General features: G+C 65.4%; 22 protein-coding genes. 19 read left to right on the top strand and 3 right to left on the bottom strand.

All coding sequences use genetic code 11. The features are described 5' to 3' along the window. Nucleotides 1-5 precede the first annotated feature (5 nt). From glnE to RTW82_RS15015, 13 genes are all read left to right on the top strand, one after another. Nucleotides 6-2954, top strand: coding sequence for a bifunctional [glutamate--ammonia ligase]-adenylyl-L-tyrosine phosphorylase/[glutamate--ammonia-ligase] adenylyltransferase (gene glnE, locus RTW82_RS15075; RefSeq protein WP_316925577.1), 2949 nt, complete (start codon nucleotides 6-8; stop codon nucleotides 2952-2954). A gap of 54 nt (nucleotides 2955-3008) precedes the next feature. After that, nucleotides 3009-3932: a branched-chain-amino-acid transaminase gene (gene ilvE, locus RTW82_RS15070; RefSeq protein ID WP_021219812.1), complete on the top strand. Its 924-nt coding sequence runs from the start codon at nucleotides 3009-3011 to the stop codon at nucleotides 3930-3932. Between the two features lie 94 nt (nucleotides 3933-4026). Next, complete coding sequence (gene waaF / locus RTW82_RS15065) at nucleotides 4027-5064, top strand: lipopolysaccharide heptosyltransferase II (protein ID WP_316925576.1); 1038 nt, start codon at nucleotides 4027-4029, stop codon at nucleotides 5062-5064. Further along, nucleotides 5061-6122 carry a lipopolysaccharide heptosyltransferase I gene (waaC, locus tag RTW82_RS15060; RefSeq protein ID WP_316925575.1) on the top strand — a complete coding sequence of 354 codons (1062 nt, stop codon included), beginning with the start codon at nucleotides 5061-5063 and terminating at the stop codon, nucleotides 6120-6122. The genes waaF and waaC overlap by 4 nt, the downstream gene beginning before the upstream one ends. Continuing rightward, nucleotides 6122-7243, top strand: a complete 1122-nt coding sequence (locus RTW82_RS15055; RefSeq protein ID WP_316925574.1) for a glycosyltransferase family 4 protein — start codon at nucleotides 6122-6124, stop codon at nucleotides 7241-7243. Before waaC ends, RTW82_RS15055 begins: the two co-directional genes overlap by 1 nt. After that, nucleotides 7240-8055, top strand: a complete 816-nt coding sequence (rfaP, locus tag RTW82_RS15050; RefSeq protein WP_316925573.1) for a lipopolysaccharide core heptose(I) kinase RfaP — start codon at nucleotides 7240-7242, stop codon at nucleotides 8053-8055. The genes RTW82_RS15055 and rfaP overlap by 4 nt, the downstream gene beginning before the upstream one ends. Next, entirely contained in the window at nucleotides 8052-8789 is a 738-nt protein-coding gene (locus RTW82_RS15045; RefSeq protein WP_316925572.1) for a lipopolysaccharide kinase InaA family protein, read from the top strand. The genes rfaP and RTW82_RS15045 overlap by 4 nt, the downstream gene beginning before the upstream one ends. Continuing rightward, nucleotides 8786-9541: a lipopolysaccharide kinase InaA family protein gene (locus RTW82_RS15040; RefSeq protein WP_316925571.1), complete on the top strand. Its 756-nt coding sequence runs from the start codon at nucleotides 8786-8788 to the stop codon at nucleotides 9539-9541. Before RTW82_RS15045 ends, RTW82_RS15040 begins: the two co-directional genes overlap by 4 nt. Then, a complete protein-coding gene (locus tag RTW82_RS15035) occupies nucleotides 9538-10989 on the top strand; it encodes a lipopolysaccharide kinase InaA family protein (RefSeq protein ID WP_316925570.1) in 1452 nt (483 codons plus the stop codon). Before RTW82_RS15040 ends, RTW82_RS15035 begins: the two co-directional genes overlap by 4 nt. Nucleotides 10990-11088: 99 nt before the next feature. Beyond that, the gene (locus RTW82_RS15030) at nucleotides 11089-12846 is read left to right on the top strand and encodes a carbamoyltransferase (protein WP_043242298.1); all 1758 of its coding nucleotides are present in this window, start codon (nucleotides 11089-11091) and stop codon (nucleotides 12844-12846) included. Continuing rightward, a complete protein-coding gene (locus RTW82_RS15025; RefSeq protein WP_316925569.1) occupies nucleotides 12836-13753 on the top strand; it encodes a glycosyltransferase family 2 protein in 918 nt (305 codons plus the stop codon). Before RTW82_RS15030 ends, RTW82_RS15025 begins: the two co-directional genes overlap by 11 nt. Then, a complete protein-coding gene (locus tag RTW82_RS15020; RefSeq protein WP_043242302.1) occupies nucleotides 13750-14892 on the top strand; it encodes a glycosyltransferase in 1143 nt (380 codons plus the stop codon). Before RTW82_RS15025 ends, RTW82_RS15020 begins: the two co-directional genes overlap by 4 nt. Further along, nucleotides 14885-15754, top strand: a complete 870-nt coding sequence (locus RTW82_RS15015; RefSeq protein WP_043242305.1) for a glycosyltransferase — start codon at nucleotides 14885-14887, stop codon at nucleotides 15752-15754. Before RTW82_RS15020 ends, RTW82_RS15015 begins: the two co-directional genes overlap by 8 nt. On the opposite strand, the gene RTW82_RS15010 is transcribed toward RTW82_RS15015, so the two are convergent. Both RTW82_RS15010 and RTW82_RS15005 read right to left on the bottom strand, forming a co-directional pair. Then, on the bottom strand, nucleotides 15751-16413 hold the full coding sequence (locus RTW82_RS15010; RefSeq protein WP_316925568.1) for a polymerase: 663 nt from the start codon (nucleotides 16411-16413) through the stop codon (nucleotides 15751-15753). The two genes, RTW82_RS15015 and RTW82_RS15010, sit on opposite strands and share 4 nt — an antisense overlap. Next, nucleotides 16410-17582 (bottom strand): O-antigen ligase family protein, encoded by a 1173-nt coding sequence (locus RTW82_RS15005; RefSeq protein WP_316925567.1) that lies wholly within the window; start codon nucleotides 17580-17582, stop codon nucleotides 16410-16412. Before RTW82_RS15005 ends, RTW82_RS15010 begins: the two co-directional genes overlap by 4 nt. Before the next feature lie 122 nt (nucleotides 17583-17704). Between RTW82_RS15005 and msbA the strand changes: the two genes are divergently transcribed. The 6 genes from msbA to RTW82_RS14975 all read left to right on the top strand — a co-directional run bounded on the left by msbA (nucleotide 17705) and on the right by RTW82_RS14975 (nucleotide 26000). Further along, nucleotides 17705-19519, top strand: a complete 1815-nt coding sequence (msbA, locus tag RTW82_RS15000) for a lipid A export permease/ATP-binding protein MsbA (protein WP_265169943.1) — start codon at nucleotides 17705-17707, stop codon at nucleotides 19517-19519. 47 nt (nucleotides 19520-19566) lie between these two features. Continuing rightward, nucleotides 19567-20463: a GNAT family N-acetyltransferase gene (locus tag RTW82_RS14995; protein WP_316925566.1), complete on the top strand. Its 897-nt coding sequence runs from the start codon at nucleotides 19567-19569 to the stop codon at nucleotides 20461-20463. A 4-nt stretch (nucleotides 20464-20467) separates the two neighbouring features. Beyond that, nucleotides 20468-21886, top strand: a complete 1419-nt coding sequence (locus tag RTW82_RS14990; RefSeq protein WP_316925565.1) for a PIG-L family deacetylase — start codon at nucleotides 20468-20470, stop codon at nucleotides 21884-21886. 73 nt (nucleotides 21887-21959) lie between these two features. After that, nucleotides 21960-23381, top strand: coding sequence for a bifunctional D-glycero-beta-D-manno-heptose-7-phosphate kinase/D-glycero-beta-D-manno-heptose 1-phosphate adenylyltransferase HldE (hldE, locus tag RTW82_RS14985; protein WP_316925564.1), 1422 nt, complete (start codon nucleotides 21960-21962; stop codon nucleotides 23379-23381). A gap of 110 nt (nucleotides 23382-23491) precedes the next feature. Beyond that, nucleotides 23492-24781 (top strand): acyl-CoA dehydrogenase family protein, encoded by a 1290-nt coding sequence (locus tag RTW82_RS14980; protein ID WP_316925563.1) that lies wholly within the window; start codon nucleotides 23492-23494, stop codon nucleotides 24779-24781. Between the two features lie 10 nt (nucleotides 24782-24791). Continuing rightward, complete coding sequence (locus RTW82_RS14975; RefSeq protein WP_316925562.1) at nucleotides 24792-26000, top strand: acyl-CoA dehydrogenase family protein; 1209 nt, start codon at nucleotides 24792-24794, stop codon at nucleotides 25998-26000. A 71-nt stretch (nucleotides 26001-26071) separates the two neighbouring features. Here the strand turns inward: RTW82_RS14975 and RTW82_RS14970 are convergent, their stop codons facing one another. Continuing rightward, nucleotides 26072-26977 carry a metal ABC transporter ATPase gene (locus tag RTW82_RS14970; protein ID WP_316925561.1) on the bottom strand — a complete coding sequence of 302 codons (906 nt, stop codon included), beginning with the start codon at nucleotides 26975-26977 and terminating at the stop codon, nucleotides 26072-26074. Between the last annotated feature and the right edge of the window lie 17 nt (nucleotides 26978-26994).

Below are 26994 nucleotides of genomic sequence, written 5' to 3'. Positions count from 1 at the left end.
AGACCATGAGCCTGCCCCCGCTTGTCGCCCTTCCCCCGCAATTGCAATCGCTCGCCGACCGTGCGCGCCAGGCTTTCACCTCCGCTGGGGAGGGCCTGCCGGAATCTCCGCGGCGGGTGTTCGAGGGCTGGCCCGACGAACGGCAGCAGGCATTCCAGCGGGTGTGCGCGGCCAGTGACTTCGTGGCCGAGCAGGCGCAGCGCGATCCGGCGATGCTCATGCAGCTGGCGGAATCGGGCGAGCTGGAATGTACACTTAAATCCAATGAATTGTGTACACAATTGGATTCAGTTCTTGCTGAGTGCGAGAGTGAAGATGAGCTGGCGCGCCGCCTGAGGCGCTTTCGCAACCGCCAGCAGGTGCGCATCATCTGGCGCGACCTGACCCGCCAGGCGGACCTCGCGGAAACCTGCCGCGACCTTTCCGATCTCGCCGACGCTTGCATCGACCGCGCCTATCACTGGCTCTACGAGCGCCATTGCGCGCAGTTCGGCACCCCCACCGGGCGCCGCTCCGGGCTGCCGCAGCACATGGTCATCCTCGGCATGGGCAAGCTGGGCGCCCACGAACTGAACCTGTCCTCGGACATCGACCTGATCTTCGGCTACCCGGAAGGCGGCGAGACCGAGGGTGCCAAGCGCGCCCTGGATAACCAGGAGTTCTTCATCCGTCTCGGCCAGAAGCTGATCAAGGCGCTGGACGCCATCACCGTCGACGGCTTCGTCTTCCGCGTCGACATGCGCCTGCGCCCCTATGGCTCGTCCGGCGGGCTGGTGCTCAGCTTCAATGCGCTGGAGCAGTACTACCAGGACCAGGGCCGCGACTGGGAACGCTACGCGATGATCAAGGCGCGGGTGGTCGGTGGTGACCAGCAGGCCGGCGCGCAGTTGCTGGAGATGCTGCGGCCCTTCGTCTATCGCCGCTACCTGGACTTCTCCGCGATCGAAGCGCTGCGCTCGATGAAGCAGCTGATCCAGCAGGAGGTGCGTCGCAAGGGCATGACCGAGAACGTCAAGCTTGGCTCCGGGGGCATCCGCGAGGTGGAGTTCATCGCCCAGGCCTTCCAGCTCATTCACGGCGGGCGCGACCTGAGCCTGCAGCAGCGGCCGCTACTCAAGGTACTGGCGACTCTGGAAGGGCAGGGCTACCTGCCGCCGGCCGTGGTGGCCGAGCTGCGCGATGGCTATGCCTTCCTGCGCTATACCGAGCACGCCCTGCAGGCCATTGCCGACCGGCAGACGCAGATGCTGCCGGACAACGACCTGGATCGGGCCCGCGTCGCCTTCATCATGGGCTTCGATGACTGGGCGGCCTTCCATGAGCGATTGATGTACTGGCGCGGCCGTGTCGAGTGGCACTTCCACCAGGTCATCGCCGACCCCGACGAAGACGAGGACGCCGGCCCGCAGGACGCCTGCATCGGCGGCGAGTGGCTGCCGCTGTGGGAGGACGCCCTGGATGAAGAGAGCGCCTGCCGGCAACTGAGCGAATCCGGCTTCCTCGACCCGTTGGCGGCCATGAAGCGCCTGATCGACCTGCGCAACGGCCCGCAGCTGCGAGCCATGCAGCGCCTGGGTCGCGAGCGCATGGACGCCTTCATCCCGCGCCTGCTGACCATGGCCAGCGAACACGCCAACCCTGATCTGGTGCTGGAGCGCGTGCTGCCTCTGGTGGAAAAGGTGGCCCGGCGCTCGGCCTACCTGGTGCTGCTGAGCGAGAACCCCGGCGCCCTGGAGCGCCTGATCACTCTCTGCGCCGCCAGCCCCTGGATCGCCGAACAGATTGCCCGCTATCCGCTGTTGCTGGACGAGTTGCTCAACGAGGGCCGCCTCTATCACCCGCCGCTGGCACCCGAGCTGGCGGCCGAGCTGCGCGAGCGACTGACGCGCATCCCCGAGGACGACCTCGAGCAGCAGATGGAGGCCCTGCGCCATTTCAAGCTGGCCCACAGCCTGCGAGTGGCGGCATCCGAAATCGCTGGCACCCTGCCGCTGATGAAGGTCAGCGACTACCTGACCTGGCTGGCCGAGGCCATTCTCGACCAAGTACTGACCCTGGCCTGGCGCCATACCGTGGCCCGCCATGGTGTGCCGCACCGTGCCGATGGCAGCGATTGCGACCCGGACTTCATCATCGTCGGCTACGGCAAGGTCGGCGGCCTGGAGTTCGGCCACGGTTCCGACCTCGACCTGGTGTTCATCCACGATGGCGATCCCCAGGCCGAGACCGATGGCGAGAAACCCATAGACGGCGCCCAGTTCTTCACCCGCCTGGGCCAGCGCATCATCCACCTGCTCACCACTCAGACCACCTCCGGCTCGCTCTACGAGGTGGACATGCGCCTGCGCCCCTCAGGCGCGGCGGGCCTGCTGGTGAGCTCCCTGGGCGCCTTCCAGCGCTACCAGGAGAACGAGGCCTGGACCTGGGAGCACCAGGCGCTGGTACGTGCCCGCGTGCTGGTGGGCTGCAAGCGTGTGGCAACGGCCTTCGAGGCGGTGCGCCTGGCGGTGCTCGGCCGCGAGCGCGAGCTGGACACCCTGCGCCAGGAGGTCAGCGAGATGCGGGCGAAGATGCGCACCACCCTGGGAACGCGCGAGACCGCGGCGGGAACCGCTGCGAACGCCTTCGAAACCACCGCTCCCTTCGATCTGAAGCAGGACGCCGGCGGTATCGTCGATATCGAATTTATGGTGCAATATGCGGCCCTTGCCTGGTCGCGACAGCACCCGGAGCTGGTGCGCTACACCGATAACATCCGCATTCTCGACGGCCTCGAGCAGGTCGGGTTGCTGTCCGGTGAAGCGGTCAGCCTGCTGCAGGAGGCCTACAAGGCCTATCGCTCCGCCGCCCACCGGCAGGCGTTGCAGAAGCAGCCGGGCGTAGTGAGTGGTGACCAGTTCCACGCGGAGCGCCAAGGCGTGATGCGGATCTGGCGTGAGTTGGGCTTGAGCTAGCAGCGTGCTAACTCGCCGAGCTGAATCAATCGAATCCTTGAGGAGCTGGCAAATATGTCGATGGCCGATCGTGATGGCGTGATCTGGTATGACGGCGAACTGGTGCCGTGGCGCGAAGCGACCACTCACGTACTGACCCATACCCTGCACTACGGGATGGGCGTGTTCGAAGGCGTGCGCGCCTACAACACCCCGGACGGCACGGCGATCTTCCGCCTGCAGGCGCACACCGACCGCCTGTTCGACTCCGCTCACATCATGAACATGCAGATCCCGTGGACCAAGGATCAGATCAACGAGGCCACCCGCGCCGCCGTGCGTGAGAACAACCTCGAAAGCGCCTACATCCGCCCGATGGTGTTCTACGGAAGCGAAGGCATGGGCCTGCGCGCCACCGGCCTGAAGGTCCACGTCATCGTCGCCGCCTGGAACTGGGGCGCGTACATGGGCGAGGAAGCGCTGCAGAAGGGCATCAAGGTGCGCACCAGCTCCTTCACCCGCCACCACGTGAACATCTCCATGACCCGCGCCAAGTCCAACGGTGCCTACATCAACTCGATGCTGGCCCTGCAGGAAGCCATTTCCGGCGGCGCCGACGAGGCCATGATGCTGGACCCGGAAGGCTACGTAGCCGAGGGTTCCGGTGAGAACATCTTCATCATCAAGGACGGTGTGCTCTACACCCCCGAAGTGACCGCCTGCCTCAACGGCATCACCCGCAACACCGTGCTGCGCCTGGCCGAAGAGCAGGGCCTGAAGCTGGTCGAGAAGCGCATCACCCGTGACGAGGTGTATATCGCCGACGAAGCCTTCTTCACCGGCACCGCCGCTGAAGTCACCCCGATCCGCGAAGTCGACGGCCGCAAGATCGGCATCGGCAGCCGTGGTCCGGTGACCGAGAAGCTGCAGAAGGCCTACTTCGACCTGGTGACCGGCAAGACCGCCGCGCACGCCGAGTGGCGCACCCTGGTCAAATAAATAGACAAGGCTGCAAAGTGCAAGCCGCAAGCCGCAAGCAGTGGGTACTGCTTGAAGCTTGCGGCTTGTCGCTTGAGGCCCCGAAGCTGCCTTTATGAATATTCTGATCGTTGGCCCCTCCTGGGTGGGCGACATGGTGATGGCGCAGACACTCTTCCAGTGCCTGAAAGCCCGCCATGGCGACTGCCAGATCGACGTCCTGGCACCCGAGTGGAGCCGGCCCATTCTCGAGCGCATGCCCGAGGTGCGCCAGGCCCTGAGCTTTCCGCTCGGCCACGGCGTGCTGGAACTGGCCACGCGCCGCCGCATCGGCAAGTCCCTCGCCGGTCGTTATGACCAGGCGATCCTCCTGCCCAACTCGCTGAAGTCCGCGCTGGTGCCCTTCTTCGCGGGCATTCCCAAGCGCACGGGCTGGAAGGGCGAGATGCGCTACGGCCTGCTCAACGACATCCGCAAGCTGGACAAGTCCCGCTACCCGCTGATGATCGAGCGCTTCATGGCCCTGGCCTACGAGCCCGGCGCCGAGCTGCCGCAACCCTATCCGCGGCCGACCCTGAGCATCGAACCGGCGAGCCGCGACGCGGCCCTGGCCAAGTTCGGCCTCAGCCTCGACCGCCCCATCCTCGCCCTGTGCCCTGGCGCCGAATTCGGTGAGGCCAAGCGCTGGCCGGCCGAGCACTACGCCAAGGTCGCCGAGCTGAAGGTCCGCGACGGCTGGCAGGTCTGGCTCTTCGGCTCGAAGAACGACCACCCCGGTGGCGAAGACATCCGCATGCGCCTGATCCCGGGCCTGCGCGAAGAGGTGATCAACCTCGCCGGACAGACCAGCCTGGCCGAGGCCATCGACCTGATGTCCTGCTCCGGCGCCGTGGTCTCCAACGACTCCGGCCTGATGCACGTGGCCGCTGCGCTGAACCGCCCGCTGGTGGCCGTCTACGGTTCCACCTCGCCGCTGTTCACCCCGCCCCTGGCGGAACAGGTGGAGGTGGTGCGCCTGGGCCTGGAATGTAGCCCCTGCTTCGACCGCACCTGCCGCTTCGGCCACTACAACTGCCTGCGCCAGCTCAAGCCGCGCCCGGTGATGGATGCCCTGGGGCGCCTGGTGGCCGATCCGGCCGAGGTCGCTGAATGAGGGTTTTGCTGGTCAAGACCTCGTCCCTGGGTGATGTGATCCACACGCTGCCGGCGCTCACCGATGCCGCCCGGGCCATCCCCGGCATCCAGTTCGACTGGGTGGTGGAGGAGGGGTTCGCCGAGATTCCCGCCTGGCACCCGGCGGTGGCGCAGGTCATCCCGGTGGCCATCCGCCGCTGGCGCAAGAACCTGATGCAGACCATCCGCAGTGGCGAGTGGAAGCGCTTCAAGGCGCGCCTGCGCGAGACCCGTTACGACCTGATCATCGATGCCCAGGGGTTGTTCAAGAGTGCCTGGCTGACCCGTTACGCCAAGGCGCCCGTGGCCGGGCTGGACCGCGAGTCCGCCCGCGAACCCATCGCCGCGCGCTTCTACGACCAGACCCACTCCGTGGCCTGGGGACAGCACGCCGTCGAGCGTGTGCGCCAGTTGTTCGCCAAGGCACTGGACTACCCGCTGCCGACCACCACCGGCGACTACGGGCTCAGCCGTTCGCAGCTGGCCGATGCACCGGGCAGCGCGCCTTACCTGCTGTTCCTGCACGGCACTACCTGGGACACCAAGCACTGGCCGGAAGCCTACTGGCGCGACCTCGCCGAGCGGGTTTGCGAGCACGGCTGGAACCTGCGCCTGCCCTGGGGCAACCCGAACGAGAAGGCGCGGGCCGAGCGCATCGCCGAGGGCTTGGAAAACGCCGCAGTGCTCCCCAAATTATCCCTGGCCGGCATGGCCAAGGTGCTGGCGGGGGCCCGTGCCTGCGTGGCGGTCGACACCGGGCTGGGCCACCTGGCGGCGGCGCTGGATGTCCCGACCCTGTCGCTCTACGGGCCGACCAACCCCGGCTTCACCGGTGCCTATGGGCGTTCGCAGGTGCACCTGGGCAGCGACTTCCCTTGCGCGCCGTGCCTGAAGAAGACCTGTACCTACCAGCCGACCGAGGAAGACAGGCGCCGCTTCGACCTGAAACGCGAGCAGCCCCTGTGCTTCACCCGGCTGAATCCGCAGCGCGTGGCCACCCAGCTGGAGGCCCTGCTGCTGACCGAGGACACTCACTGATGCAACTGGCATTCGTGCTCTACAAGTACTTCCCGTTCGGCGGCCTGCAGCGCGACTTCATGCGCATCGCCCAGGATTGCCAGCGCCGTGGGCACGCCATCCGCGTCTACACCATGATCTGGGAAGGCGACATCCCGGACGGTTTCGAAGTGCTGATTGCGCCGGTCAAGGCGCTGTTCAACCACAAGCGCAACGAGAAGTTCACCGCCTGGGTCGAGGCCGACCTGGCCAAGCGCCCGGTGGACCGGGTGATCGGCTTCAACAAGATGCCCGGCCTGGACGTGTACTACGCCGCCGACCCCTGCTTCGAGGACAAGGCGCAGACCCTGCGCAACGGCCTGTACCGCAAGTGGGGCCGCTACAAGCACTTCGCCGACTACGAGCGGGCCGTGTTCGCCCCCGAGTCGAAAACCCAGGTGCTGATGATCTCCGAGGTCCAGCAACCGCTGTTCGTGAAGCACTACGCCACGCCGGCCGAGCGCTTCCATCTGCTGCCGCCGGGTATCGCCGCCGACCGCCGCGCCCCGGCCAACGCCGCCGAGATCCGCGCCGAGTTCCGCCGCGAGTTCAAGCTGGCGGACGACGAGCTGCTGCTGGTGCAGATCGGCTCCGGCTTCAAGACCAAGGGTCTGGACCGCAGCCTGCGCGCGCTGGCCGCGCTGCCCAAGGCGCTGAAGAAGCGCACGCGGCTGATCGTCATCGGCCAGGACGACCCCAAGCCTTTCATCCTGCAGATGAAGACGCTGGGTATTTCCGATCAGGTCGAAATCCTCAAGGGGCGCAGCGACATCCCACGCTTCCTGCTGGGCGCCGACCTGCTGATCCACCCCGCCTACAACGAAAACACCGGGACCGTGCTGCTGGAGGCGCTGGTCGCCGGGCTGCCGGTGCTGGTGACCGACGTCTGCGGCTACGCCCACTACATCGACGAGGCCAGGGCAGGCCGCGTGGTGCCGAGCCCCTTCGAACAGGAGCAGCTGAACCGCATGCTGGCCGAAATGCTCGACAACGATAACGCCCGCAACGAATGGGCCCGCAATGGCCTGGCCTTCGCCGATGCGGCGGACCTCTACAGCATGCCGCAGCGCGCGGCCGACGTGATCTTGCAGGCGCGCCCATGAAACTGGTGCTCGCACAACCCTTCAAGGACCTGTGGGCCGGGCGCGACGCCTTCGCCGAGGTCGAGAAGCTGCAGGGCGAGGTGTTCCGTGAGCTGGAGGCCCGGCGCACCCTGCGCACCGAGGTCGACGGGCGCGGCTACTTCGTCAAGATCCACCGTGGCATCGGCTGGGGCGAGATCTTCAAGAACCTGATCACCGCCAAGCTGCCGGTGCTCGGCGCCGGCCTCGAATGGGCCGCCATCCAGCGCCTGCAGCAGGTGGGGGTACCGACCATGACCGCGGTGGCCTTCGGCGAGCGCGGGAGCAACCCCGCGCAGCAACACTCCTTCATCGTCACCGAAGAGCTGGCACCGACCATCAGCCTGGAAGACTTCAGCCTCGACTGGCAGCAGAACCCGCCGCCGCTGAAGCTCAAGCGCGCACTGATCGACGAGGTGGCGCGCATGGTGCGCGAGATGCACCGCGCAGGCGTCAATCATCGTGATTGCTACATCTGCCACTTCCTCCTGCACACCGACAAGCCGGTCACGCCCGGGGACTTCCGCCTCTCGGTGATCGACCTGCACCGCGCCCAGGTGCGCGCGAGCACGCCGCGCCGCTGGCGCGACAAGGACCTGGCGGCCCTGTATTTCTCGGCGTTGAACATCGGCCTGACCCGCCACGACAAGCTGCGCTTCCTCCAGGTCTATTTCCAGCAACCGCTGCGCCAGGTGCTGCGCGAAGAGATCGCTCTGCTGGCCTGGATGGAACAGAAGGCCGCGCGCCTGCTGGTGCGCTACCAGCGCAAGTACGTGGAAGGAGCAACGGATTGAGCGATTGGAAACTGGCGCCGGGGCTCGACGAAGGCGTCGCCGGCCTGTTCGCCGACCTCGATGCGGTGTTCGCCCTCAAGGGCGACTGGATCACCGGTGACCCGCTCTCCGAAGTGCTGCGGATCGAGCATGCGGGCATCCGCTACTACGTCAAACGCTACTGGGGGGCGGGCAAGGGCCTGCGCCGCTGGATCGGCCGGCCGCGGGTCAAGGCCGAATGGCAGAACCTCAAGAGCTTCAGCAAGTGGGGCATCCCCACGGCGCCGCTAGTGGGCTGGGGCCTGGAGCGGCGCTGCGGGCTTTTCCACCGTGGCGCGCTGATCACCCGTGAGCTGGAGCGCACCGCCGATATGGCGGCGCTGGCCTTGCGTGACGACCCGCGCCTGGACGACGCGGCCTGGGTGGATGGCGTCAGCCGACAGCTGGCCCGCGCCACTCGCGCCATGCACGGCCACCACTTCGCCCATAACGACCTGAAGTGGCGCAACCTGCTGGTCAACGACGAGGGCGAGCTGTTCCTCATCGATTGCCCCACCGGCGCCTTCTGGTTCGGCCCCTTCCTGCGGCGCCGCATCACCAAGGACCTGGCCTGCCTGGACAAGGTGGCCAAGTACCAGCTGAGCCGCACCCAGCGCCTGCGTTTCTACCTGCAGTACTGCGGGCGCCAGCGCCTGAACGTCGCCGACAAGCGGCGTATCAGGCAGATCATCGGCTTCTTCGAGGGACGCGAATGAGCGACTTCATCGCCGCCAGTGACCGCGACATCCTGGCCCGTCATGGCCTCGACAACTTCGAGGCGCTGTGGAACCTGCAGCTCGAGGCGGTGGACGCCCCCAATACCGGCCGTGGCGGCTGGAGCAGCGTGTTCCGCCTCGACCTGGGTGATGCCGCCTATTACCTCAAGCGGCAGAGCAACTACCTCAGCCGCAGCCTGGCGCGCCCGTTCGGCGAGCCCACCTTCGCCCGCGAATTCCGCAATATCCAGCGTTACCAGGTGCTGGAGGTCCCGGCCTTGCGCGCGGCCTTCTTCGCCGAGCGAGAGGTGCACGGCGAGCGCCGCGCCATCCTGCTTACCCGTGCCCTGGACGGCTGGACCGAACTGGCCGAGCTGCTGGAGCGCTGGCCCAGCCTGGACGAGGAGCCGCGCGCGGCGATCATCCTCGCCGTCGGCACGCTTGCCCATCGGCTGCATGGGGCCGGCCAGGTGCATGGCTGCTTCTACCCCAAGCACATCTTCCTGCGCGAAAGCGGCGGCCACTACGAAAGCTGCCTGATCGACCTGGAGAAGACCCGCCCGCTGCTGCTGGGGCGTCGTGACCGGGTCAAGGACCTGGAGCCGCTGGTGCGCCGTGCCAACGCCTGGGGCGAAAGCGAGCTCCGCGAATTGCTGGTGGCCTACCTGGGCGCCGAGCACTCCAGCAGCGATATCGATACCTGGGTCCGCCGCCTCGGCGCGCGTCGCCGCAACAAGGAGCGTCGCGCTTGAAGCTGGCCGAACTCGCCGGTGCCGGGCGCGCACCGAACCTGCCGTTGGCCGTGGACGCTGCGGATGGCCTGGAGCTGGTCCGCCTGTTCCGCGTGCTGCCCGGGCAGCGTTATGTCGGCCTCGCCCGCTGGCGGGGCCGCGAGGTGCTGGCCAAGCTGATGGTCGGCGCCAAGGCCGAGCGTCATTACCAGCGGGAGTTGGCCGGCGCAAAACTGCTCGCCCAGCAGGGGTTGCCGACGCCGGCTCTGCTGGCCGAAGGCTTTGCCGCGGGGCAGGGCGGCTGGCTGCTGTTCGACTACCTGGAAGGCGCTAGCAGCCTGTGGGACGAGTGGCGCGCGGTGGAAGCCGAGGCGCCGCTCTCCGATGGCCAGCAGGCCGTGCTGGGTGAGGCGCTGGCCCTGATCGGGCAATTGCATGGCAAGGGGCTGGTCCAGGAAGACCTGCATCTGGACAACATCCTTCGCCACCAGGGCGCGCTGCAGTTGATCGACGGTGGTGGCGTACGCGGTGAATCCCCCGGGCAGAGCCTGGCGCGGGATAAGGTGCTGGCCAACCTCGGGGTGTTCTTCGCCCAGCTGCCGGCGGACCTCGACCCCTTCCTCGAAGAGTTGCTGGTGCACTACCTGCTGGCCAACGGCGAGCACGCGTTGCCGCTGGAGATGTTGCAGAAGGAGATCGCCCGGGTACGCCGCTGGCGCCTGCGCGACTTCCTCGCCAAGGTCGGCCGTGATTGCAGCCTGTTCAGCGTGATCGGCTCGGCCTTCGGTTTCCGCGCCGCCCGGCGTGATGCGCTGGATGCTCTGTCGCCGTTGCTGGACGACCCCGACGCGGCCCTCGCCGCCGGTCGTCTGCTCAAGGGCGGCGGCACCGCCACGGTGGCGCAGGTGGAAGCCGGTGGGCGGCAACTGCTGCTCAAGCGCTACAACATCAAGGGCCCGCTGCATTGGCTGAAGCGCTTCTGGCGCCCCAGCCGTGCCTGGCACAGCTGGAAGGAGGGCAATCGCCTGGCCTTCCTCGGCATCGCCACCCCGCAGCCCCTGGCCATGATCGAGCGCCGCTGGTGCTGGCTGCGCAGCCGCGCCTACCTGATTACCGAATATCTGCCCGGGCACGATATAATCGCCCGTTTTCAGGAAGCCCAGGCCGATCCGCAAGGCAATGGCTTGCCGGCCGAAGCCGATCTGCAGGCGCTGGACCGCTTGTTCGCCGCGCTGATCCGTGAGCGCATCAGCCATGGCGACCTCAAGGGACACAACCTGTTCTGGCAGAACGGCGCCTGGTGCCTCATCGATCTGGATGCCGTGCAGCAACACCGAAGCGAGCGCAGTTTCGCCCGGGCCTACGCCCGCGACCGTGCCCGCTTCCTGCGCAACTGGCCCGCCGATTCGGCGTTGCACCAGTTGCTGGACCGACGTTTACCGAAAGACAGCTTGAAGCCGAGTGCTTGAAGCTGGAAGAAACAGCCCCCTGGGCCGTGAACCATATGACCGCTGGCGCCTCGGGCTTCCCGTTTCAGGCTGCCAGCTGCTTTCAAGAGGCTTAACACTGTGGCACTGACGATTCTCGGCCTTTCTGGCGCCCTCAGCCATGACCCCTCCGCCGCGCTCTACATCGACGGCAAGCTGATCGCGGCCGCCGAAGAAGAGCGCTTCGTGCGCGACAAGCACGCGAAGAACCGCATGCCCTACGAATCGGCCAAGTTCTGCCTGGAGCAGGCCGGCATCAAGCCTTCCGACGTCGATGTGGTGGCCATTCCCTTCGCCCCCATCAGCCTGTTCGGCAAGGCCCGCTGGCAGTACGCCAAGCGCTACTGGTACGCCCCGGACCGCGCCCTCGACGCGATCCTCATGGGCAACCGCCGCTACAAGCGTTACCGCAACAAGATCGTCTGGTGCCTGGAGCAACTGGGCTTCGACGCCAAGAAGGTGAAGATCGAGCCGGTGGAGCACCACCTGGCCCACGCCTCCAGCGCCTATCACTGCTCCGGCTTCAAGGAGAAGACCGCGATCCTCGGGATTGACGGCAAGGGCGAGTACGCCACCACCTTCTTCGGCTGGGGCGAGAACGGCAAGATCCACAAGATCAAGGAATTCTTCGACCCGGATTCCCTGGGCGGCCTCTATGGCGCGATCACCGAATACCTCGGCTTCGAGATGCTCGACGGCGAGTTCAAGGTCATGGGCATGGCGCCCTACGGTGACGCCGCCAAGTACGATTTCTCGCGCCTGGCCAAGTTCGAGAACGGCGAGCTGGTGATCAACACCGAATACGCCAACGTCATCGGCTTCCGTCGCTACAAGGAAAACGGCAAGGGCTACTACTTCTCGCCCAAGCTGATCGAGTGGCTCGGCCCGAAACGCCAGGGCGATATTGCCGACGACCCCTACATCCACTACGCCGCCAGCATGCAGGCCCTGTTCGAGAAGCTGGCGCTGGAGATGATGGAGTACTACCTCGGCGACATCCTCCGCGAGACCGGCAAGATCGCCTTCGCTGGCGGCTGCGCGCTGAACGTCAAGCTGAACCAGAAGATCATCGCCCGCCCGGATGTGAAGGAGCTGTTCGTGCAGCCCGCCTCCGGTGACGCCGGCACCGCCGTCGGCGCCGCCGCCTACATCTCGCACAAGCGCGGCGTACCGGTGGAGAAGATGGAGCACGTCTACCTCGGCCCGGCCTTCTCCAACGAGGACGTCATCGCCGCCTGCGCCAAGCATCCGAACAAGCCGGTGTTCAAGCGCATCGAAAACACCCCGCAGCGCATCGCCAGCATCATGGTCGCCGGCAACCCGGTGGCCTGGTTCCAGGGCCGCATGGAGTTCGGCCCCCGCGCCCTGGGCGGTCGCTCCATCATCGGCTGCCCGAGCATCCCCGGCGTCGCCGACCGCATCAACGAACAGATCAAGTTCCGCGAGCGCTGGAGGCCCTTCTGCCCGTCGATGCTCGACACCGTGGCGCCGCAGATGCTCAAGGTCGACCACCCGAGCCCGTTCATGACCTTCACCTTCGAGGTCAACGACGAGTGGAAGGAGCGCGTCTCCGAAGTCGTGCACGAGGACGGCACTTCCCGCGCCCAGGTGCTGGAGCGCCGCCACAATCCGCGCTGGTATGACCTGATGAAGGAGCTGGAGAACCTCACCGGCAACGGCGTCTCCCTGAACACCTCCCTCAACCGTCGCGGCGAGCCGATGATCTGCTCGCCCACCGACGCGCTGAACATGTTCTACGGCTCCGATCTGCAGTACCTGATCATGGAGGATGTGTTGGTCGTCAAGGATGGCGTGGATTGGTATGACAATGTCGGATAGTCCGCTGCTCAGCGTCATCATCCCGGCGTACAACTACGCCAGGGTGCTGCCGCGAGCGGTCGAGTCGGTGCTCTCCCAGGCCGATGGCGATGTAGAGCTCTGGGTCATCGACGATGGTTCCAGCGATGACACCCCGGCTGTATTCGAAGCACTGGCGACTCGCTACGGCGAACGCTTCCATGGGGTCCGTCAGGAAAACGCCGGCCCCTCCGCTGCGCGTAACCATGGCGTGCGCCTTGCCAGTGGCCGTTTCGTACTGCTGCTGGATGCCGACGACGAGTTGGCGCCGGGTGTGCTGTCCCGGCTTAGCGAGCAGTTGCGTGCCCACCCCGATACCGGTCTGTGGCTGGCTGGGCACGTAGCGGTTCAGCCTGATGGCCGCGAGCGCGAGCACCCTGTTTCCGAGGTGCCGAACGACCTACAGCAGCGTCTGTCCGCCTACCTGTTGGACAAGACCATTGCCATCAGTCACGGCGCCTGCGTATTCAGGCGCGACCTCCTGCTCCAGCGCCCCTATCCGGAGCACCTGCGGCACAGCGAAGATATCCCCGTATTCGCCTACACCCTGGCCCTGGGCCCGGTGAGACGCCTGGACTTCTCCCTCGCACGTATCCACAAACACCCCGGCAGTTTGCGGCACAACGCCGAGGCCGCGCGGAAGGTGGATCTGAAACTGGTGGATGAGGTATTCGACAGGTTGCCCGCAGTTGGGCAAGAGCTGCGTCAGCGCTACAAGGCGCAGCGTTGCCTGTCGTTGTTTCGTACCTGCATGCTGGCCGGCGACCAGGACGGTGCCCGCTACTACTATTGTGAGGCGCTGCGAGTCGATTGGCGTGTGCTGTTCAAACTTTCATACAGCCGCAAGGCCTTGCGCTTGTGGCTGGGAGCCAAGAAGAAGTCGGTATGAGTCAGCGCCGTATCAAAGTTCTACAGTTGCAGAACTACTATAACGTTAACGCCTCGGATCTTGCCGAGCAGATTGTCCAGGCCTTGCCGGCCGAGCGCTATGACGTCACCACAGCATTCCTGCGCGGTCGTCCTGGCCCCGGTGAGCCCGTGAGCAAGGCTGGCCGCTCTATCTATTTTGGTTACCGCCAGTCTCAGGTGAGTGGGCTGCGCCTGCGTGCCCTTTGGGCGCTTTACAAACATTGTCGTGAAGAGAGATATGACGCGGTAATTGGCCACCGATTCAAACCGGTGAATATGCTGATGCTGCTTAACAAGCTGCTCGGTTTTCGTGCCTGCATTGGCGTTGCCCATGGATTCGGCGAGTACGACCGCTCCTTCCGTTGCTGGACTGTACGCCAGTTGGTGACATCGAACTGGCGGCTGGTGGGTGTGTCGCGTGCTGTGCGCAATTATTTGGTTGATGCCAAGGCCGGTTTCACTTCGGCGAACACCTGCCAGATCAACAATGCCATCGACATCGACCGTGCGGAAGGTTTGCAGCTACCCCGTGCGAGTGCGCGCGAGCTGCTTGGCTTGCCGGCGGATGCTTTCGTGTTCGGGGCCATTGGTCGTCTGGTACCGGTCAAGGGTCATGTTCATTTGCTGCGTGCTTTTGCCGAAATCAAGGATGAGTGGCCTGGTGCGCTGCTGGCAATCATCGGTGAAGGTCGTTCGCGTGCCGAATTGGAGGCCGTGATTGCAGAGCTGGAGCTTGATGGGTGCGTTCGGCTGCTAGGGGCTCGGGATGATGCGCTGCAGTACGTGCGGGCATTCGATAGCTTTGTCATGCCGTCCCTCAGCGAAGGCCTGCCCTTGGCGCTGCTGGAAGGTATGAGCGGCCACTTACCTGTGATTGGCTCGGATATTCCCAGCCTCAAGCCGATTCTGGAGGATTGCGGTGGTCGCATCTTTCCGACACGCCAGCATGTTGCATTGGCGGAGCACTTGCGGGCGGTAATGGCTCTTACTGACTCGGAGCGCATCGCGGAGGGCGAGCGGGCCTACGGTTATCTCCGCCGCGCCCATTCGATCGAGGACTTCCGCCGCCAGTATCGAGAGTTGTTGGCGGGGTTGCTGGAAGGAGGCCGAAATGACTGAGACTCAGGATTCGCCTCTGGTCAGTGTGATCATTTCCTCCTACAACCATGGTCACTACATCGAAGCCTGTATCAACAGCGTGCTGGCTCAGACCTATCCTGGCATTGAGTTGCTGGTAGTGGATGACGGTTCTAGCGATGACAGCGTTGCGCGCATCCGCAGGATGCAAGAGGAGCACGGCTTCGACTTCGTCGCTCGTGAGAACAAGGGGTTGGCCCATACCCTCAATGAACTGGTAGCACGCTCGAAGGGCAGCCTGATTGCTCCTTTCGGCTCCGATGACGTGATGCTGCCCGAGCGTCTGGCACTGCAAGTGGCTTATATGCAGGACAAGCCGGAGGTAGGTATCTGCGCCGGCAATATATGCACTATTGATGGGCAGGGCCGAACGATTCCCGGAAAGGATCGCGATCGCCCCCTGCGTCGCTTGGATTTCGAGGACCTTTTCAATGCCAGAAAGGACGGTGCTCCGGCGCCGACACTGCTGTTTCGTCGCGATGCTCTAGAGGCGGTTGGCGGGTTCGATCCAGCGATACGCTTGGAGGACCTGCTGATCGAATTGAAGATTGCCCGCGCCGGCTACTTCATCGACATTTTGCCTGATGTACTGGCCCTCTACCGGGTGCACGACACCAATACCTACAAGAACCGGCGCATGATGATCGACGCCGTGCTTGCCACATATGCCCATTTTGGCGATCACCCGAACTATGCCGAGGTTTGTGCGCGCTTTATCAACTCGATGCTGCTGAAGACGGCGCGTGATGACAAGCCGCTGGCTCGTGAACTGCTGGGGCGCCTGCCGTTGCGCTATTGGAATGGCAAGACCCTTAACGCACTTGGCCGCCTCTACCTGGGCTAGCCGGGCAGAGTTGTCTTGGACAGGTCACGTTCGAAGCGCACTGCGGCCGTCTGGCCGCAGCTAACCGCGTAGCCACGAACCCAGGCCTGGCGATGTTCGCTAAGCAACCAGCCGGCATCTTCCTTGTAACGAAGAATGTGCTGCAGGTTACGCCGGCGCTTCCAACTCGCTAGCGGTTTAGTGGCAATCTTCATGTCTGATAGATCTATGAGGCCCAGTTCGCCGTCGGGCAGCTGCAGCACGTTGCCTAGGTGCAGGGATCGGAAGTACACCCCCAACTGGTGCAACTTGCCCAGGAAGGTGCCGAATAACTCGACTTCCTGCTCCCGGCTCGCCGTATCAAGGTGGCGCCAGCGGTTCCTGAGGGTATCTCCGGGGAGAGGGCTATAGATCACAGCGTTCAGTTGCAGCTCCGGGATCAGTAGCAACTGTTGGATCTTCGGAGTGACGATGCCGAGCTTGCGAAGGCGCTCGGCATTGTTCGCGAAACGCCGAGATGGCGGAGACCAGAGTGCAGAGCTGAGCATGCGCTTGCGTCGGTACAGCTTGAGGAAGTCCCCGTTTTTCAGGCGTGCCACCTTCAGGCCATGGCCATCACCCTCAATGGCTGTCGAGTCGGTCAGTAGTTCCTGCAGTTCTGATGCACTCAGGTTTTTCATTCTTTACCCAGGCCTCGCTTTTGGATGGCCAGGGCGATCACCAGGCTCAGCGGAATCCAGATAAGGAACCAGCTCTCATTGGGGCGAGATAGGAAGCTGCTGCCTTCGGTCATGCCTGCTGCCAAGCCATAGACCACCAGCGCTGAGGCGACCTGGAAAGCCTTGTCCTTACGTTGGCGCAGGCAGTGCCACAGGCCGAGGCCATGCAGCACAAGCCAGAAACCCAGCCCCACGAGGCCCAGTTCGAGAAGCACCGCGAGTTCAACGTTGTGTGGGTCGCTCAGTATGGTGCTCAGGCCTTCGATTATGAAGACGAATCGGTTGTCGTAGCCGTGCCCGAGCCAGAGGTGGTCCTGAGCCTGACGCAGGGCGTCTGCCCAGATTTGCGGGCGGAAGGAGCCACCGCGCTGCAGTAGCAGGTCGGGGAAAAAGGCTAGGCACAGCCCACCTGTCACTGCAATGGTGAGTATCAGCAAGGCGGCACGGCGGGGTGTTATAAGCAGCATCCATAGGCTGGTTACAACCAGTGCCATCAGTGGCGTGCGCGAGCCAGTGGCGAGTAGGGCCAGCAATATCGGCAGAGTCATGAGTGGCGCTAGCCACTCCTGGCGGGCATCGCGGCTAAGCCAGGTTGCGATCCAGTAAGTGCAGAACATACCCAGGACATGAGAGGTGAGCAGCGGGTTACGCAGGGCGCCGGTACCTATCAGGCGGTTCTCGGGGGGCGGCTCCAGCAGAAACCAGCCCAGACTCACGAGTGCGGCAAAGGCGACGAGCATGGCTGCGGTGCGCAGGGTGCTCAGCAATAACTCGCGACTTTCCAGGGCGATCAGGCTACAGGCGGCCATAAATAAAAGCAGATACAGCGGCCGCTTGACCAATCCGCCAAAGCTATCGTCAGTACCGGACCAGGCGAGGGTTGTAAGCGTCCAGGCCGATAAGACAAGGAAGACAAGCACCATGGGTTCATGTAGCAGGTCGCTGCAGCGACGAGGTGCCAAGGCAAGAGCCAGCAGGGCGGGGAAGGCGATCAGGGCATAGAACACCTTGGTGTAGGCACTGCCGTTGGGCAGCCAGAACAGCCCGGTGAGCAGTACCAGATAGCCGAGCACCAGCCAGCGCTTGACGATGAAAGAGCTAAGAGACTGCCACCGGGACTGTGAGAGCATGAAAGAAGCCTGCACCTGAGAAGGTCTATTTCCGTGAAAAGGGCTGCATCTTAGTCCAACAACGGTGGCTAGGCACGCTGTGGTAAGCTCTCCGCCTTTTCTGCCACCCCCAGGCTGAGCGAATGACCGAGCAACAACTGACGGAATCCCAGCCGTCCAGCATGAAGATCTACCTGCGACTGCTGAGCTACGTCCGTCCCTATATCTGGCAGTTCGTGCTGAGCATCGTCGGCTTTGTGATCTTCGCCACCACCCAGCCGATGCTGGGGGCGATCCTCCAGTATTTCGTCGATGGCCTCAACGACCCGAGCGTGGTGCTGTTCCCCAATGTGCCGGTGTTGCGCGACCTGCAGTTGCTGCAGATGGTGCCGCTGCTGATCGTGCTGATCGCCGCCTGGCAGGGTGTTGGCTCGTTCCTCGGCAACTATTACCTGGCCAAGGTTTCCCTCGGCCTGGTGCACGACCTGCGCGTTGCGCTGTTCAACAACCTGCTGGTGCTGCCCAACCGCTACTTCGACAACCACAACTCCGGGCACCTGATCTCGCGCATCACCTTCAACGTCACCATGGTGACGGGGGCGGCGACCGATGCGATCAAGGTGGTGATCCGTGAGGGCATGACGGTGGTCTGCCTGTTCGCCTACCTGCTGTGGATGAACTGGAAACTGACCTTGGTGATGGTGGCGATTCTGCCGTTGATCGCCTTCATGGTGACCACGGCCAGCCGCAAATTCCGCAAGCAGAGTAAGAAGATCCAGGTGGCCATGGGTGACGTCACCCACGTGGCTTCCGAGACCATCCAGGGTTATCGCGTGGTGCGCAGCTTCGGCGGAGAGCCTTACGAAGAGGCGCGCTTCCTCGACGCCAGCCAGAGCAACACCGACAAGCAGTTGCGCATGACCAAGACCGGTGCCATCTACACGCCGATGCTGCAACTGGTGATCTTCTCCGCCATGGCCGTGCTGATGTTCCTGGTGCTGTTCCTGCGTGGGGACGCGTCGGCGGGCGAGCTGGTGGCCTACATCACCGTGGCCGGAATGTTGCCCAAGCCCATCCGCCAGCTGTCGGAAGTCAGTTCCACGGTACAGAAGGGCGTGGCGGGTGCCGAAAGCATTTTCGAACAGCTGGATGAGGTGCCGGAGACCGATACCGGTTCCGTCGAGCGCGAGCGGGTCGTTGGCCGGCTGGAAGTACGGGACCTGAGCTTCCGCTACCCCGGTACCGAGAAGGCCGTTCTGGATAGCATCAGCTTCACCGCCGAGCCGGGGCAGATGATCGCCCTGGTGGGCCGCTCGGGTAGCGGCAAGTCCACGCTGGCCAACCTGATCCCGCGTTTCTACCAGCACAGCGAAGGTCAGATCCTCCTCGACGGTGTCGAGGTCCAGGACTACCGCCTGCGTAACCTGCGCCGGCATATCGCGCTGGTCACCCAGCAGGTCAACCTGTTCAACGACTCGGTGGCCAACAACATCGCCTATGGCGACCTCGCCGGTGCGCCGCGTGCGGATATCGAGCAGGCGGCCGAGGCGGCCTATGCCAGCGAGTTCATCGAGAAGCTGCCTCACGGTCTGGACACCGACGTCGGCGAAAACGGTGTGCTGCTGTCCGGTGGCCAGCGCCAGCGCCTCGCGATCGCCCGGGCGTTGCTGAAGAACGCACCGCTGCTGGTGCTGGACGAAGCTACCTCGGCGCTGGACAACGAATCCGAGCGCCACATCCAGAAGGCGCTGGATCGCGTGATGGATGGTCGTACCACCCTGGTCATCGCCCATCGCCTCTCCACCATCGAGAAGGCCGACCTGATTTTGGTCATGGACCAGGGTCGCATCGTCGAGCGTGGCAACCACGCCGAGCTGATTGCCCTGGATGGCTATTACGCGCGCCTGCATGCCAACCAGTTCGCCGAGGACAAGGTCCAGGCGGCGGAGCGCGGTTGAGCCGTCGATGTGTCTGAGATGAAGTTTCCATTCCCAGGTACCGGGCTGTGCTGAACCTGATACGCGCCTGCCGTGAGCGCGGCTGGTATTCCCTGAGTGCCGCCGACTACGCCGCCGTCTGGGCGCGTTTCGGTGGCAGCCTGATGACCCACCCGGATGTGGTGGAGCGGCTCTCCGCGATGGCCGGCATTCCGGTGCGCTACCTCGGCTGGTTCGAGGGTGACGAGCCGGTGGCGGCCATCCCCACCTGGGGCCGTTATCTCGCGCTGTCGCGGGACGTGCTCAAGCGTGCTGGCAAACGCCACCTGTTCGACCTCGGTAACGCCGAGGTCATCCTGCCGGCGCGCCCTGATAGCGGCGCCGTCCTACGCCATCGCAGCAGCTACCTGGGTGAGCCCAACCGCAGCCGCTTGCTAGGATTGCGCCTGCAGAAAGAGTCGCTGGCGCTGTGCCGTGCTCCCGAGGAGTTTTCCAAAAAATTCCGCTATAACCAGCGCCGCGAACTGCGTTTGCTGGAGGAGGCGGGCGGCACCTTGCGCCCGGTCGCTGAACTCAGCGCTGCCGAGTTGGCCACTATTTATACCGACCTGTTCGAGCGCCGCTGGGGGTTCGATGTGCCTGGCAAGGGGCATCTGGAAGAGGTGTTCGGGCTGCTCCGGGAGTTCCTCAGCGGCAGCCTGTTAATGCTGGAGGGAGCGCCCATCGCCGTTCAGGTGGTGTACAGGGTGGAATCTCCAAAATGGATCAGCGCCGAATACATCAACGGCGGCGTCGATCCACAAAGCCGGGACTTCAGCCCCGGCAGCGTTCTCAGCTTCGTCAATACGCAGGCCGCCTGGGAGGATGCCCGGGCCAGAGGCAAGGCCCTGCGTTATTCGTTCGGGCGCGCGGATGTGGAATACAAGGATCGTTGGTGCAACAAGGTTCCCGTCTTTCGGGTGTGAGTGAATGGAAACACGCAAGCAACTGCTCCTGCGCCGTCATCGGCGCCATAAGCGTTTGTTCATGTTTGGCGCCCTGCTGGTCTTGGTGGCGCTGGACTGGTTCGGTTCCTGGAGCACCACGCCAGTGCTTCTGGTGCTCGGCTGGATAGCCCACGAGGCCTGGTTCGCCGACCACCTGTTCTACTCCCCCCGTGACGACTATCAATACTGTTTCCCGGCCGGCATCGAGCCGCTGCCAGTGCACCTGGTGGACGGGCGCGTCGAGGCGGCAGCCGGAAATCTGCCGGTGGGCGTCGATACCCTGATGCTGGAGGTCAATATCCGCTGCGGCTGGCTTGGCCGCTGGCTAGACCCTCATGTACTGATCGACTGCGGTGAGTGCACCGATCGCCAGGATTTCGAGCGCGGGGTGAATGGGCGCCGCTACCTCAATCTTTCCGGTGCCCAGGCCGCGCTCGCCGCTGGGACCTTGCGTCTGCGCGGGCGCTTCTGCCGCCTGGCTCCCGATGCTTCGCTCTATGCCTTCAGCAACCCCGATTACGCCAAGCAGAAGGTGCTGGTCATCGCGCCCCATGCGGACGATGCCGAGCTGGCGGCCTTTGGCCTCTATAGCCGCTGCAGCGATGTGCATATCGTCACCCTGACCCAGGGCGAGATCGAGGCCCAGGTGTATCGTCGCCTGGGGCTGGACAGCGCCGCCGCAGCGCGCCTGAAGGGGCGCCTGCGTAGTTGGAGCAGCCTGGCGGTGCCGCTCTGGGGTGGCGTGCCGGCCACCCGCTGCCTGCAGCTCGGCTACTACTGCCTGCGCCTGGAGGCCATGGAGGCTGAGCCGGAGCGTGCCTTCGCCTCGCTGGAGTCGGGCGAGACGGATATCCGCAGCGTGCGCCGCTTCAATGCCCTGGCCCTGCCCGGCGACCTCGACGGCGCATCGAGCTGGCGCAACCTGGTGGGCGACCTGGCGGCCCTGCTGGCGCGCCTGCAGCCCGACGTGGTGGTGGTGCCGCATCCGCAGCTCGATCCGCACCCGGACCATATCCAGGCCAGTCGCGCCCTCGACCAGGCCATCGAGCAGAGCGGCTGGACGCCCGCCGTGCAGCTGCTCTACGCCAACCACCTGGTGGACAACGACCGCTGGCCCATGGGCCCGGCGGGTGGTGGCATCGCCTTGCCACCCTGCATCGATCCGCTGCCGGCGGATGCCCTGTGGAGCCCCGTGCTCTGTGAACAGGCACGTCTGGACAAGGCCCAGGCGCTGGCCATGCAGCATGACCTGCAGGTGCCGCTGTCGTTCAAGAAGCGCCTGCGCCGGACCATCCAGTGGCTGCTCGCCGCGCGGCGCTGGCCGGAGAGCGGTGAGGACGACTTCTTCCGCAAGGCAGTGCGCCGCCACGAGCTTTTCTGGGTGAGACGCCTTTCCGATTGACGGCCTCCGGCGACGGGGCGGGTCAGCTGCTATGTTATGATCCGCGCCGTTTTTCCATGCTCCTGGAGTCTTCATGAAGCTCACCATGCCCCGTTTCGATCTGGCCCCCGTTCTGGTGGTGGGCGATGTCATGCTCGACCGTTATTGGCATGGCGGCACCTCGCGTATTTCCCCTGAAGCGCCGGTGCCCGTGGTACGTGTCGACCAGATCGAGGATCGCCCGGGTGGTGCCGCCAACGTGGCGCTGAACATCGCCGCCCTCGGCGCGCCGGCTGCCCTGGTGGGCGTGACCGGTGAGGACGAGGCCGCCGCCAGCCTGCTCGCCAGCCTCGGCGCCGCTGGCGTCGACGCGCGCTTCCAGCGCATCCCCACGCAGCCGACCATCGTCAAGCTGCGGGTCATGAGCCGCCACCAGCAACTGTTGCGCATGGACTTCGAAGAGCCCTTCGAGACCGACGCCGAAGCACTGGCCGTCGAAGTCGAGCGCCTGCTCTCCGGGGTCAAGGTGCTGGTGCTCTCCGACTACGGCAAGGGCGCGCTGAAGAACCACCAGGCGTTGATCCAGGCCGCCCGTCGCAAGGGCATCCCGGTGCTGGCCGACCCCAAGGGCAAGGATTTCGGCATCTACCGCGGTGCCAGCCTGATCACCCCCAATCTCAACGAGTTCGAAACCATAGTCGGGCGTTGCACCGACGAGGCCGACCTCGTCGCCAAGGGCGCGCAGCTGATGCGTGAGCTGGACCTCGGCGCGCTGCTGGTGACCCGTGGCGAACACGGCATGACCCTGCTGCGCCCGGACCAGCCTGCCCTGCACCTGCCGGCCCGCGCCCGTGAGGTGTTCGACGTCACCGGCGCTGGCGACACCGTGATCTCCACCCTGGCCGCCAGCCTGGCTGCCGGCGAGGACCTGCCCCAGGCCGTCGCCCTCGCCAACCTGGCCGCCGGCATCGTGGTCGGCAAGCTGGGGACCGCCGCCATCAGCGCACCCGAGCTGCGCCGTGCCGTGCAGCGCGAGCAGGGCTCCGAGCGCGGTGTGCTTAGCCTGGACCAATTGCTGCTGGCCATCGAGGACGCCCGCGCCCACGGCGAGAAGATCGTCTTCACCAACGGCTGCTTCGACATCCTCCATGCCGGCCACGTGACCTACCTCGAGCAGGCCCGTGCCCAGGGTGATCGCCTGGTGCTGGCGGTCAACGACGACGCCTCGGTCAGCCGCCTCAAGGGCCCCGGCCGGCCGATCAACTCGGTGGACCGGCGCATGGCCGTGCTCGCCGGCCTCGGTGCCGTCGACTGGGTGGTGAGCTTCAGCGAAGACACCCCCGAGCGCCTGCTGGGCCAGGTCAAGCCGGACATCCTGGTCAAGGGCGGCGACTACGGCATCGAGCAGGTGGTGGGTGCCGACATCGTCAAGGCCTACGGCGGCGAAGTGCGCGTGCTCGGCCTGGTGGAGAACAGCTCCACCACCGCCATCGTCGAGAAGATCCGCAGCCGCTGATCCTCCCCCGGGTGGGTGGCCGTCGTGCCACTCGCCTGCGTCCCGTCGGTCATAGGCGCGCCCATTCGCGGCGCGCATCATCGAGGCATCCTCACCCCGCGTGGAGCGAGATGCCCATGAGTACCGATGCACAGGGACGCGCCCTGTCCGTGCTGAACCGCGTTGCCCAGGCCGACTGGCCGGACCGGTTCAAGCTGCGCAAACCCTTCGAGAAACTTCTCTTCACCGGCAGCCGTGCCGGCTTCCAGATGGTCGCCGAGCGTTCCGGCAAGGCCGCCAAGAAGCCGCGTGCGGCCGATCCGGATGCGCTGTTCGACCTGTCCCTGTCCGACGAGCAGCAGATGATCCGCGAGATGCTCCAGGGTTTCGCCCTGGAGGTGCTGCGCCCGGCTGCCCATGATGCCGACGCCCGTGGTGCCATCCCCGCCGAGCTGCTCAATCAGGCGCTGGAGCTGGGCCTTGCCCACTATGGCGTGGGTGAGGTGCACGGCGGCATGGCCGGCGAGCGCACCGTCATCAGCAACGCGCTGATCGCCGAGGCCCTGGGGCGGGGCGACCTGTCCCTGGCCGCCTCTCTGCTGGTGCCGCTCTCCGCCGCCAACTGCATCCGTCGTTCCGCCTCGCCCGAACAGCAGGCCCGCTGGCTGCCGGCCTTCGTGGGCGAAGAGCGCCCGCCGCTGGTGGCCATCGCCGTCAGCGAGCCGGGTTTGCTGGCCGATCCCCATCGCCTGGCCACTAAGGCGCGCCGCAAGGGCAAGCACTACCAGCTGTCCGGTGAGAAGAGCCTGGTGCTCGAGGGGCTCAACGCCAGCCAGCTGATCGTCGCGGCCGAGGCCGAAGACGGCCCGGCGCTGTTCCTCGTGGAGGGCGGTGCCAAGGGGCTGGAACGCCAGGCTGAGCCCGGCATGGGCCTGAAGGCCTGCTCCACTGCGCGGGTGCAGCTCAAGGGCGTCAAGGTGCCGCTGGAGAACCGCCTGGCCGCGGCCGATTTCGATTACCAACGCTTCCTCGATCTCACCACCCTGGGCTGGTGCGCACTGGCCCTGGGCACGGGGCAGGCGGCGCTGGATTACGTGGTCACCTACTGCAACGAGCGTGTCGCCTTCGGCGAGCCCATCAGCCATCGGCAGGGCGTCGCCTTCATGGTCTCGGACATCGCCATCGAGCTCGACGCCATGCGCATGATGGTCTGGCGTGCCTGTGCCCGGGCCGAGCGCGGCGAGCCGTTCCAGCGCGAGGCCTACCTGGCGCGGCTGCTGTGTGCCGAGAAGGCGATGAAGATCGGCACCGACGCGGTGCAGCTGCTCGGCGGCCATGGTTTCACCAAGGAACACCCGGCCGAGCGCTGGTACCGAGACCTGCGTGCCGTGGCCATCATGGCCGGCGGCTTGCACCTTTAAGGGGATGACGATGAACCTTGAAACCCCGAAGAAATTCCGTGGCCTGGCCAACCAGGCGCACCAGGTGGCGGCCAACTATTTCCGCCCCATCTCGCGCAAGTACGACAAGGCCGAGCATGCCTATCCCAAGGAGCTGGATCTGCTGGCGGCGCTGCTGGACGGCATGAACGCCGGCTCCCCCGACGCCGTTGGTGCCACCTCCGCCAGCAAGCGCGGCAGCGGGCAGGTGGAGGAGGGCGTGCGCAACGGCGGCAACCTCTCGGCGCTGCTGGGCGTGATCGAACTCTGCTGGGGCGATGTTGGCCTGTTGCTGGGCATGCCGCGCCAGGGGCTGGGCAACGCCGCCATCGCGGCGGTGGCCAACGAGGAACAGCTCAAGCGCTTCGGCAGCACCTGGGCGGCCATGGCCATCACCGAGCCGGGTTGTGGCTCCGACTCCGCAGCCATCCGCACCACGGCGGTGAAGGATGGCGACCACTACGTGCTCAATGGCGAGAAGATCTTCGTCACCTCCGGCGAGCGCGCCGACGCGGTGGTGGTCTGGGCGACCCTGGACAAGAGCCTGGGCCGCGCAGCGATCAAGTCCTTCGTGGTGGAGAAGGGCACGCCCGGCATGAGCGTCACCCGCCTGGAGAAGAAGCTCGGCATCAAGGCCTCGGACACCGCGTCCATCAGCTTCAGCGATTGCCGGGTGCCGGCGGCCAACCTGTTGGGCAATGCCGAGATCGATGTGCAGAAGGGCTTCGCCGGGGTCATGGAGACCTTCGACAACACCCGCCCGCTGGTGGCCGGCATGGCCATAGGCGTGGCCAAGGCCTCGCTGGACCGCACCCGTGAGCTGCTGAAGAAGGCCGGCTGCAAGTTCGACTACCGCAAGCCGCTGCTCAGCGTCAGCCATGTGGAGGCGACCCTCTACCGCCTGGAAGCCGAATGGGAGGCTGCGCGCCTGCTGACCCTCAAGGCCGCGTGGATGGCGGACAACAAGCTGCCCAACTCCAAGGAGGCCTCCATCGCCAAGGCCAAGGCCGGGCGTGTGGCCAACGAGGTGACGCTCAAGTGCGTGGAGCTGGTTGGCGCCCTCGGCTACGGCGAGGACGAGTTGCTGGAGAAGTGGGCGCGGGATTCGAAGATCCTCGACATCTTCGAGGGGACCCAGCAGATCCAGCTGCTGATCATCGCCCGTCGCCTGCTGGGCAAGAGCTCAAGCGAACTCAAGTGATTCTGTTGTAGTGCCCGATTGACCCCGCTTCGGCGGGGTTCTTTTTTGGGGCGCCGTGCCCGCCAGGGGCTTCAGCACGCCAGGCGCTTGGCCTGCTCGGCGGTGCCGACGCGGGCTAGCCAGTCCTTCCAGCGGATGCGCTCATCGCGCACCAGCCAGCCGTCCTGCTCAGCGAAGCTTTCCGACAGCCAGATGCCCCGGGTGCTGGCGGGCTTGAGTTCGCCATTGCGCAGGGTCAGCAGTTCACCGGTGGGTTTGCCGTGGTCGCGGGCCAGCAGGTAGATGTCCGGGCGGCGACGCTCCAGCGCGGCCACCAGCTCGCCGTCGCGAAGGCTCTCATCGACGTGGAAGAAGCTCAGCTGGCGGGCGTCGCGGGGCAGCTCCAGGCTCATGTCGTAGACCAGCTGCAACGAGGCGGTGGGCAGGTGCACATAGGCCCGAGGGCGTTCCAGCAAGGTCAGGCTGCCGCTTTGCACCGGGCGTGCGGCGCCGGACAGCGGGCTCAGGCGGAAGTGGCTGGCCTCGCGATAGTGCAGTTGGCGCTGGTAGGGCGTGGGCAGCCAGGTATCGGCGAAGCGCCCGCCGAGCCAGCCTTCGGGCGTCTCGATCAGGCATTCCTCGGCCACTTCCTGGATGGCGGTGAGCAGCGGCAGGTTGAGCTCGTGGGCCGGCACGTAGCCAGAGATCAGCTTGAGCACGGTGTCGCCGCGGTCCAACCGGCGCTGGCGCACCAGCACCCAGTATTCGCGGCCCTGCAGCTCCAGGGTCAGGCGCACGGAGACGCCCAGGTTGGCCAGCTCGACAGCGAAACGCTGGCTGTCGGCGATCTCCACCGGGCGCCGGCGGCGTTCGAGCATCTGGGTGAAGTTCAGCGGCAGCCCCAGGGCCTGGTAGGCCAGGCCATCGGCCGTGGCCTCGACATGGAGGGGCAGGGTCTTGAACGCCCCCGGGTCTTTACGGGCGAGTATTCGCGGCATGTCGGCTCCTTCTTGCG

Origin of the sequence: Pseudomonas sp. zfem005 (genome assembly GCF_032621735.1) — a bacterium.
Taxonomy (GTDB): domain Bacteria; phylum Pseudomonadota; class Gammaproteobacteria; order Pseudomonadales; family Pseudomonadaceae; genus Metapseudomonas; species Metapseudomonas solani.
Note: the sequence above shows the minus strand (reverse complement) of the source record. Positions and strands in the feature narration are given on the sequence as shown.